This is a genomic window from Hydrocarboniphaga sp. (assembly GCF_028291725.1).
Lineage (GTDB): Bacteria > Pseudomonadota > Gammaproteobacteria > Nevskiales > Nevskiaceae > Hydrocarboniphaga.
Genome location: NZ_JAQGNT010000061.1, coordinates 1 through 8112 on the forward strand (window position 1 = coordinate 1; position 8112 = coordinate 8112).

Annotated in this window: 9 protein-coding genes; 4 read left to right on the plus strand and 5 right to left on the minus strand. The window is 65.9% G+C overall.

Annotation, left to right across the window (positions count from 1 at the left end; translation table 11 throughout):
- The first annotated feature begins 189 nt into the window (after positions 1 to 189).
- From JWQ90_RS16585 to JWQ90_RS16595, 3 genes are read left to right on the plus strand one after another with little or no spacing between them, the layout of a single operon-like run.
- Positions 190 to 1068, plus strand: coding sequence for an ABC transporter ATP-binding protein (locus JWQ90_RS16585; RefSeq protein WP_299696104.1), 879 nt, complete (start codon positions 190 to 192; stop codon positions 1066 to 1068).
- 13 nt (positions 1069 to 1081) lie between these two features.
- Positions 1082 to 2638 carry a hypothetical protein gene (locus tag JWQ90_RS16590; RefSeq protein WP_299696105.1) on the plus strand — a complete coding sequence of 519 codons (1557 nt, stop codon included), beginning with the start codon at positions 1082 to 1084 and terminating at the stop codon, positions 2636 to 2638.
- A 3-nt stretch (positions 2639 to 2641) separates the two neighbouring features.
- The gene (locus JWQ90_RS16595) at positions 2642 to 3031 is read left to right on the plus strand and encodes a VOC family protein (protein WP_299696106.1); all 390 of its coding nucleotides are present in this window, start codon (positions 2642 to 2644) and stop codon (positions 3029 to 3031) included.
- A gap of 71 nt (positions 3032 to 3102) precedes the next feature.
- Here JWQ90_RS16595 and JWQ90_RS16600 read toward each other — a convergent pair whose 3' ends face one another.
- Together JWQ90_RS16600 and JWQ90_RS16605 are read right to left on the minus strand one after the other, a co-directional pair.
- A complete protein-coding gene (locus tag JWQ90_RS16600; protein ID WP_299696107.1) occupies positions 3103 to 4677 on the minus strand; it encodes an NCS2 family permease in 1575 nt (524 codons plus the stop codon).
- Positions 4678 to 4719: 42 nt separating this feature from the next.
- On the minus strand, positions 4720 to 5136 hold the full coding sequence (locus JWQ90_RS16605) for a DUF3574 domain-containing protein (protein WP_366919531.1): 417 nt from the start codon (positions 5134 to 5136) through the stop codon (positions 4720 to 4722).
- Positions 5137 to 5318: 182 nt separating this feature from the next.
- Here JWQ90_RS16605 and JWQ90_RS16610 point away from each other — a divergent pair, with 182 nt between their 5' ends.
- Positions 5319 to 5702: a thioredoxin family protein gene (locus JWQ90_RS16610; protein WP_299696109.1), complete on the plus strand. Its 384-nt coding sequence runs from the start codon at positions 5319 to 5321 to the stop codon at positions 5700 to 5702.
- A gap of 126 nt (positions 5703 to 5828) precedes the next feature.
- Here the strand turns inward: JWQ90_RS16610 and JWQ90_RS16615 are convergent, their stop codons facing one another.
- The 3 genes from JWQ90_RS16615 to JWQ90_RS16625 form a co-directional block, all read right to left on the minus strand.
- Positions 5829 to 7058: a hypothetical protein gene (locus tag JWQ90_RS16615; protein WP_299696110.1), complete on the minus strand. Its 1230-nt coding sequence runs from the start codon at positions 7056 to 7058 to the stop codon at positions 5829 to 5831.
- A gap of 27 nt (positions 7059 to 7085) precedes the next feature.
- A complete protein-coding gene (locus JWQ90_RS16620; protein WP_299696111.1) occupies positions 7086 to 7523 on the minus strand; it encodes a biopolymer transporter ExbD in 438 nt (145 codons plus the stop codon).
- Between the two features lie 120 nt (positions 7524 to 7643).
- Positions 7644 to 8078, minus strand: a complete 435-nt coding sequence (locus JWQ90_RS16625) for a biopolymer transporter ExbD (RefSeq protein WP_366919532.1) — start codon at positions 8076 to 8078, stop codon at positions 7644 to 7646.
- Between the last annotated feature and the right edge of the window lie 34 nt (positions 8079 to 8112).

The following is an 8112-nucleotide window of genomic DNA, read 5'->3' on the forward strand; positions in this document are numbered from 1 at the left end:
TGCGGGGGAAGGCCGGGATGGGGGCGCGGGCGCGGAAGAAAGCTCGGTTCTGCCATCACGCCCCCTCCCCAACCCTCCCCCGCACGCGGGGGAGGGAGCCCAATCTCTGTTTCCAAACTTATGAGTCATCGCACTAGTCAGAGCCCGGGCCATCAACGATGATCGCCGGCATCGTCGATGCGAGCCGCCATGCCCTGCGAACTGATCACCGAATCGCTGTATTTCCGCTACGGCCGCCACGAGGCTTTAGCGGATCTGAACCTGCGGCTCGGGCCCGGCATCGTCGGCCTGCTCGGCCCCAACGGCGCCGGCAAATCCACCTTGATGCGCATCCTCGCGACCCTGGCCAAACCCAGCCAGGGCCGGGTGCTGTGGGACGGCGTCGACATGGCCAGGAACCCCGACGCATTGCGCACACAGCTGGGCTATCTGCCACAGGATTTTGGCGTCTACGAAGCGCTGAGCGCGCGCGAATTCCTGGCTTACCTGGCCGCGATCAAGGGCCTGCCGAATGCGCTGGCGCGCACGCGCGTCGACGAATGCCTGGCCGCGGTCGGGCTGTCCGACGCGGGCGATCGCCGGCTCGGTGACTTCTCCGGCGGCATGCGCCAGCGCATCGGCATCGCCCAGGCGTTGCTGAACGATCCGCAGCTGCTGATCGTCGACGAACCCACCGTCGGTCTCGACCCCGAAGAGCGCCTGCGCTTCCGCCACCTGCTGACCGACCTCGCCGGCCAGCGGCTGGTGATCCTGTCGACGCACATCGTCTCCGACGTCGAGGCCAGCGCCACCGGCCTGGCGGTGATGGCCAAGGGCCGCCTGCGCTTCCTTGGCGCGCCCGAACAGCTGGTGACGCAGGCCGAGGGCCATGTCTGGGACTGGCTGGTGCCGGACACGCAGGTTGCCGAGATCCGCGCGCTGCACACCATCAGCAGCTCGCTGCGGCGCGCCGACGGCGTGCGTCTGCGCGTAGTCGGTGAGCGTGCGCCCTCCGACGATGCGCAGGCGGTATCGCCGGACCTGGAGGATGCCTACCTGTGGCTGCTGACGCGCGAAGGCGCGCGTTGAGCCGGGCTTCGGCATGAGCGCCGTGCTGCGCCGCTTCGGCGCGATCCTGGCCGCCGACCTGCGCCAGCGCTCGCGCGCAACGCGCTTCTGGGTCGTGCTCGGCTTGATCGGATTGCTCAGCTGGTGGTGCTTCCCGCCGCTGGAATCCGGCTACATGACGGTGAGCCTCGGCGACGGCGTGCGAGCGCATTACTCCAGCGCCTGGGTCGGCATGGTGCTGGCGCTGATGGTGTCCACCGCGCTGTCGTTGTTCGGCTTCTACCTGGTGCGCGGAACCCTGGTGCGCGACTTCGACACGCGCGTCTGGCAGTTGCTGGTCGCCACACCGATGACGCGGCCCGGATACCTGTTGGCGAAATGGGCCAGTCACATCGCGGTGTTCGTGCTGATCATGCTGATCGGCCTGATCATCGGCCTGGCCGTGCAGCTATGGCGCGGCGAGGACCGCAGCGTCGATCTGATCGAGCTGTGCAAGCCGATCCTGGTGCTGAGCCTGCCGGCGATGTGCGTGACCTCGTTCTTCGCGGTGCTGTTCGACCTGGTGCCGGGGCTGCGCCGCACCGGCGGCAATGTGCTGTATTTCTTCGTCTGGATGACGATGTTCATCGGCGCCTTCCCGCTGCTCGACGAGGGCGCAAACCACGCCGCGCAGAGCTGGCTCAGCGACCCCAGCGGCGTCATCGTTGCGATGCGTGATCTGCGCGCGCATCTGTCGGAAACGACACCGGCGATGCACGAGTTCGGCATCAGCATCGGCTCGAGTCCGTATACCGGCGCACCGACGCTGTTCGAGTGGCGCCATTGGACGATACGGCCGCTGGACTTGCTCGGCCGCGCGCTGTGGCCGCTGGCCTGCGTGCTCGGCATCGTCGCGATGTCGCCGTTCCTGGACCGGGCGGCGGCGCGCACCAGCGGTACGCCGATGGGCAAGAAGCTCACCGGGCGCGCGCTGCGCTGGCTCGACCCGGCACTGCGGCCGCTGGAACGCAGCCGCGGCGGCATGCTGGTCGCGGCCGAGCTGAAACTGGTGCTGCGTCAGCGCCCGCTCTGGTGGTGGCTGGCGCTGATCGGGCTGATCGCGTTCCAGATCCTGTGCAAGCCGCCGGGCCTGGCCGCCGCCTGCATCGGCGCCTGGATCATCAGCGCCGACGTGTTCGCCCGCGCGATCCTGCGCGAGCGCGACACCGATACCCGCGCGCTGCTGTTCACCGCCGCCGGCGCGAGCCGCCGCCTGCTGACGGCGCGTATCGTCGCCGCGCTGGTGCTGGCGATCGTCCCGGTGCTGCCGGCGCTGATCCGCGCGGCCGGCATCGACTGGATCGCGCCGATCGCGCTGCTGATGACGGCGGCACTAGTTGCGATCGCAGGATTGTCGCTGGGCGTGCTGTGCCGCAATCCACGGCCGTTCGAGCTGCTGCTGGTCATGTTCGGCTACCTCGGCGCCCAGGGTGAGAGCACGCTGAATCCTTTCGTGCAGCCCGCTTCGACCGTCGCGCAGCAGCTGATCATGCTGCCGCTGTTCGCCCTCGTGCTGTTCGCACTGTGGCCGCGTCTGGCCAGCAGCACATAGCGCATGCCGGTCATCGGATTCGATCACTACAACCTGCGCGCCGAACACGCGCTGCTCGATCGGCTGCGTGATTTCTATGTCGACGTCGTGGGCCTTGCGCGCGGTGCGCGGCCACCGTTCCGCAGTTTCGGCTACTGGCTGTATGTCGGCGAACAGGCGGTACTGCATTTGAGCGAGGCCTCGCCGCTGGAAGGACGCGCAGCCGATGTCGTCGGCACTTTCAGCCACGTTGCATTCGCCTGCACCGGTCTCGGCGAAATCGAAGCGCGGCTTCAGCGCAACCGCATCGACTACACGATCGACCGCGTGCCGCTACGCGATCAGATTCAGCTGTTTTTCAGCGATCCCGCCGGCAATGGCGTCGAACTCAGCTTCGCTGCCGGTGCAGTGTAGGTTGGGGTGAGCGCAGCGAACCCCAACATTCGTTCCGCGCCGATGTTGGGGTTCGCTGCGCTCACCCCAACCTACTCGTGCTGCGGATGCCCGCTGCTGTCGTCTGCCTTGGTCAGCCAGCGCGCGGAGCCGAACACCAGGGCCATCAGCGCGTAGCCGATAACCCAGTTCCAGCCGGGCTTCAGCGCGAGCTCGGTATCGGCAAAGCCGTAGTGATAGCCATGCATCAAACCGGTCGCGGACAAAGCCGCGGCGATCAGGCACCACAGCGCGGCGCGCATGAACTGGCGCTCGATCACCGCGACGGTCGTCGCCGCCAGAATCATCGCGGTGAACACCACGCCCTGCTCCAGCGCGAATGCGCCGCTGATATAGACGTCGCTCTGCAGGAACTTGCCGACCAGATCAGGCGAGAACGCGGCGCCGCCGGGCAGGCCCACGCCGGCCGCGTGCAGGCCCGACTTCGCCATCATCGCGCCCCAGGTCGCAATGCCCGGCAGAATGCCGATCACGACAGCTGGCGCGTGATGCCGCGGTGTTGCCTGGAAGGCCTGCGAGGTCATCACGATACCGATCCACAGCAGGATCGCCATGCCGGCTTCCACCGGCACCAGCCAGGTGAAGACCGCGAGCGTGCCGGTGATGCACATCAGCGCAACGACAATGCCCGACAGCGCCGAATAGGCGGCGCGCGCGCCCATCGCCTTCCAGCCCGGATGGCCGATGTACAAGGTCGTCGGGAAGCAGGAGCCGAACACCGCGGCGGCGATCGAACCGATGCCGTTCACCGCCAGCGAGGAGCGCGTGTCGTAGAGGTCGCCGGCGGCTTCGGCGGACTCCAGGTTCTGCATCGAGCCGACGACGATGATCAGGCCCATCGGCACGATCACCGCGAAGTAGGTCAGCAGGAAATCACCACGGAATCCGGCCAGCAGATCGGCGAATACCGGCAGCGGCAGATGCAGTGACGGCGTCGGCGGTGTTGCGCCGGTCGGCGCAAGCCCGGTGCCCCAGGCCAGCGCGGTACCGACCGCGACCGCGACCAGCCCGACCGGCAGTCCGCCGCGAAAGCGCACGCGGCCGAAATAGCCGAGCAGGACCACCGCCAGCGTCGACAGCCCGACCACCGGATTGGCATACGCGCGGAACAGAAAGCCCAGTGCGATGAAGGCCAGCGCCAGACCGGCCAAGGTCGATAGCAGCGCCGCGCGCGGCGTCGCGCGGCGGATGCGCTCGGCAATGAAAGACGCGGCGACCTCAATCACGCCGCAACTGAAGCAGGCGAGCAGGCCCGCCTGCCAGGCCACGCGCGCCGGATCGGCGGCGCCCGCGGCCTGGGCGGCGAGTTTGGCCGGCAGCATCACCAGAAAAACGAAAGCGAAAACGGTGACCGCGTTGAGACCGTAAGGCAGGGCGCAGACATCGTCACGGCCGCTGCTCCGCGCCAGCTGCAGCGCCTGCCAGCTGTAGTACAGATTGCCGACCAGCAAGGACACCGCCGCGCCGGGCAGCACGTGGCCGAGCAGCAGATCGTCGGAGAAACCCAGCACGTAGCGGCACAGACCCGACAAGACCAGCAGCAGGATCAGATTGTCCAGCGCCAGGCCGAACACGCCATCGATATCACCGCGAACGAAAACGCGCATGCTGGTCTCTATGTCGAAAGCAGAATCTAAAATCAGCAGAAATCAGAACGACACATCGGCCGGCTGGCTCACGCGCAGCACCGACTGGTCGCCGGTCATGCGCTTCCATGCCGCGCGGATCGCCTCGATATCGGCGCGCTGCTGCGGACCGTCCGGATGCAGCAGCACGATCACTTTCGAGTGCAGGCGTTCGACTTTACTCTGCTGCTTGCCGCGCCACTGGCCATAGATGTCGAACACGCTGAGGCCGTCGGGAAAGCGCGAGCTGAGCTCGCGATCCAGGAACTCGCGCCATTGCGCGTCGCTGATGCCCTTGTCCGGCTGATCGACCAGGCCGATGCCGAAATAAAGCTCGGTGCGTATCCAGTTCTGCGTCTGCGGCGGATGGGCGGCGTCGCCCTGCAGCGTCGCAGCGGTGCCGTCCACCGAGGTCGGGGCGCTCACGCAGGCACACAGCATCAACGCCAGCGTCAGGCCCGCGACTGCTGTCCGAAAACTCATTCGCTTTTCCCCGGTACACAAGAATCACTTTGCCCTGCTTGCGTACGCCCAGACGACATGACGCGGACGTGCTGCGCGGACCGCGGACATTGTCCAATGCCGGAGGTCTACTTGGGGCCTTGTTTACCGAGTCTTTCGATATGAAATCTTTTGCCCGCCTGCTGCTGATCGGCGCCGCGCTCGCCACAGCGTCCGCACAGGCCTCAGAGCTCCTGCCCTATACCGACGCCAGGTTCACGGAGCTGACCCAGGCTCACAAGCCGCTGGTACTCGACGTGCACGCCGACTGGTGCCCAACCTGCCGCGTGCAGCAACCGGTACTGAAGCAGCTCGTGTCCGCGCCGCCGTATGACGCCTACACCGTGCTGGTCGTCAACTATGACGATCAGGCCGAGGTACGCCAGCGCTTCAAAGTCGAGCGGCAGAGCACTCTGGTGGTTTTCGCCGGCACCGAAGAGCGCGGCCGCGCGACCGGCTACATCGATGCGAAGAGCATCAGCCTGTTGTTGAACAAGGGCTTGTAGGCTGAGGCTTGTCGCGGGCTAGCAGCCTGTATAGGAGCGGGTCATACCCGCGACTGTGGCCTTGAACAGCACAGCCCGTGGGTATGACCCGCTCCTACAGCGGCGGCGATGGCGCCTCCGCAAGCCCTATTTCGCGGCGGGCGCCTTCATCTGCAGCGTCCACAGACGCGCGACGTCCTTGGAGCCGTCGGTACCCTGAACGCTGGAGAAGGTCTTCTGCGCCTGCTCCTTCTTGCCGGCCATCAGGTAGGCAACGCCGAGATGCAGCTTGGCCTGGTCGGCCAGCTTCAGGCCGCCTTTCTTGATGCCCTGCTCGATAAGGGGCAGGCCCTTGTCAGCCTGGCCGTAGGCAACGTAGTTGAAGCCGGTGTTGACCAATGCGTCACCGGTTTCCTGCGCCGCGGCCGCCTTCTCGCCCTCGGCCAGCGTGGCCTTGTCCTCAGCGATCTTCTTGGTCACCAGATCCTTCAGACGCTGGTGACGCGGGGCGTCAGTACCGGTGCCGAGCAGCTTGGCGGCATAGCCCTCGTCGACGAACTTCTGCGCCTCACCGGGATAGCCTGCCTGCAGCGCGAGTTGCGCGGCCTCCATATAGTCGTCCGACTTTTCCATCGTGCCGGTCGCCTCGCGCAGGCGGTACATGTCCAGATCAAGTCGGTCGGAGAAGCCCGGCTTGCGCTGGGTACGCACCAGCAGATCGAGCCAGTATTCCTTCTTCGGGCTGTAGGTCACCAACTGCTCGAGAGCCGCGGTGTACGCCACCATGTCGTTCTGCTTGAGCGCGCAGCTCGCCAGCAACTGCAGCTGGGTATCGGTCGGACGCTTGCCCGCCGCGGCCATTTCGTTGATCTCGGCAGACAGCGCGGACGACGCTTCCTTGTACTTGCCGGCCAGATACAGCGACTGCGCGTACAGGCCGAGGGTCTCGGCACTGGTACCGCCGGCCGCCTTGTACTTGGCGATGCCGTCAGCGGTCTTTGCATAGTCCTTGGACGCATACGCGATCTTCACGTAGGCATCAAGCGTCTGCAGCTTTTCGGCCGCCGGCAGCTCGGACGAGGCCAGCAGCTGGTCGTAGGCCGAAAGAGCGCCCTTGTAGTCGCCGGCGCCGACCGAGGCGGCGGACTTCAGGCGCAGCACGATGTAGCTTTCGTAGGGTGTCAGCTTGCCGACCTGTTCGGCCGCGCTGATCTTCGCTGCGGCGGTCTTGTAGTCCTTGGACTGCAAGGCTTTCTGCGCTTCCTGCAGCGGCGCACCGACTTCGGGACGAAGGGTCTGCTTGTCGGCGGCGAAAGCCTGGGAGGCAGCCAGAAACAGCAGGGCACCGGAACTGAGGCGGAACGATTTCGAATTCATCTGTATGTTATCTCTCGAGCTACCCGACTACTGCATGAACTGTTCGTTGCCGACGAGACCGATCTTGGTCACGCCATGGCGTTGCGCCGACGCCAGCACCGCGGCGACGTACTTGTATTCAACGAGCTTGTTCGGCCGGATGTGGAATTCGCTCTGGTTGTCGCCGGCCTCGCCTTCGCGGCGGAAGTTGGCGTCCAGCGTGCCGCGGTCCATCGGTGTGCCGTTCCACAGCACCGTGCCGTCGAAGTCGATCTCCAGGTCCACCGCCGGCGGCGGCGGCGCATCGTTCGGCGGCTGATCAGCCGACGGCATGTCCAGCTTCACCGCATGCGTCTGGATCGGGATGGTGATGATCAGCATCACCAGCAGGACCAGCATCACGTCGATCAGCGGGGTGGTGTTGACGTCCACCACCACGTCCGGGTCGCCGTTGCTGCCGCTGCTGCTGCCTAGGTTCATGCCCATGTTGCCACTCCAATCAATTTGCTAACCCGTCATTCCCGCGAAGGCGGGAATCCAGGGGCGGCGAGCGCCGCGCTTTCATCGCTGGATTCCCGCCTTCGCGGGAATGACGGTGTCTGTGCGTTATCCGGTCCGCGGTGGCGGTTCGAGTATGAAGCCGACCTTGGCGATGCCCGCCCGCTGGCAGGTCACCATCACCGTGCCGATCGCCTGGTAGCGTGCCGTCTGGTCGCCGCGGATATGCACTTCCGGCTGCGGCAGCTTCACCGCCTCCACCTTCAGACGTTCGAGCAGGCTGTTCACGTCCGGTATCCGCTGCGTGTTCCAGTACATGGTGCCTTCCTTGTCCACCACGATGGTGATGTTCTCGGGCTTGGTCTGCAGCGCCTGGTTTCTTTCGGCCGGCAGCTTCACTTTGACGGTCTGCGTCACCACCGGGATCGTGATCAGGAAGATGATCAGCAGCACCAGCATCACGTCCACCAGCGGGGTGGTGTTGATCGCCGAGACGACTTCGTCTTCGTCGCCTCCGCCTTCACTGCCGATGTTCATGCCCATGGCGTCAGGCCTTGTCGCCGACGCGCGAGCCGGA

Coding starts and splice junctions, on each gene's coding strand:
- JWQ90_RS16585 (WP_299696104.1), top strand. CDS start 190: ATGCCCTGCGAACTGATCACCGAATCGCTGTATTTCCGCTACGGCCGC.
- JWQ90_RS16590 (WP_299696105.1), top strand. CDS start 1,082: ATGAGCGCCGTGCTGCGCCGCTTCGGCGCGATCCTGGCCGCCGACCTG.
- JWQ90_RS16595 (WP_299696106.1), top strand. CDS start 2,642: ATGCCGGTCATCGGATTCGATCACTACAACCTGCGCGCCGAACACGCG.
- JWQ90_RS16600 (WP_299696107.1), bottom strand. CDS start 4,677: ATGCGCGTTTTCGTTCGCGGTGATATCGATGGCGTGTTCGGCCTGGCG.
- JWQ90_RS16605 (WP_366919531.1), bottom strand. CDS start 5,136: ATGCTGTGTGCCTGCGTGAGCGCCCCGACCTCGGTGGACGGCACCGCT.
- JWQ90_RS16610 (WP_299696109.1), top strand. CDS start 5,319: ATGAAATCTTTTGCCCGCCTGCTGCTGATCGGCGCCGCGCTCGCCACA.
- JWQ90_RS16615 (WP_299696110.1), bottom strand. CDS start 7,058: ATGAATTCGAAATCGTTCCGCCTCAGTTCCGGTGCCCTGCTGTTTCTG.
- JWQ90_RS16620 (WP_299696111.1), bottom strand. CDS start 7,523: ATGGGCATGAACCTAGGCAGCAGCAGCGGCAGCAACGGCGACCCGGAC.
- JWQ90_RS16625 (WP_366919532.1), bottom strand. CDS start 8,078: ATGGGCATGAACATCGGCAGTGAAGGCGGAGGCGACGAAGACGAAGTC.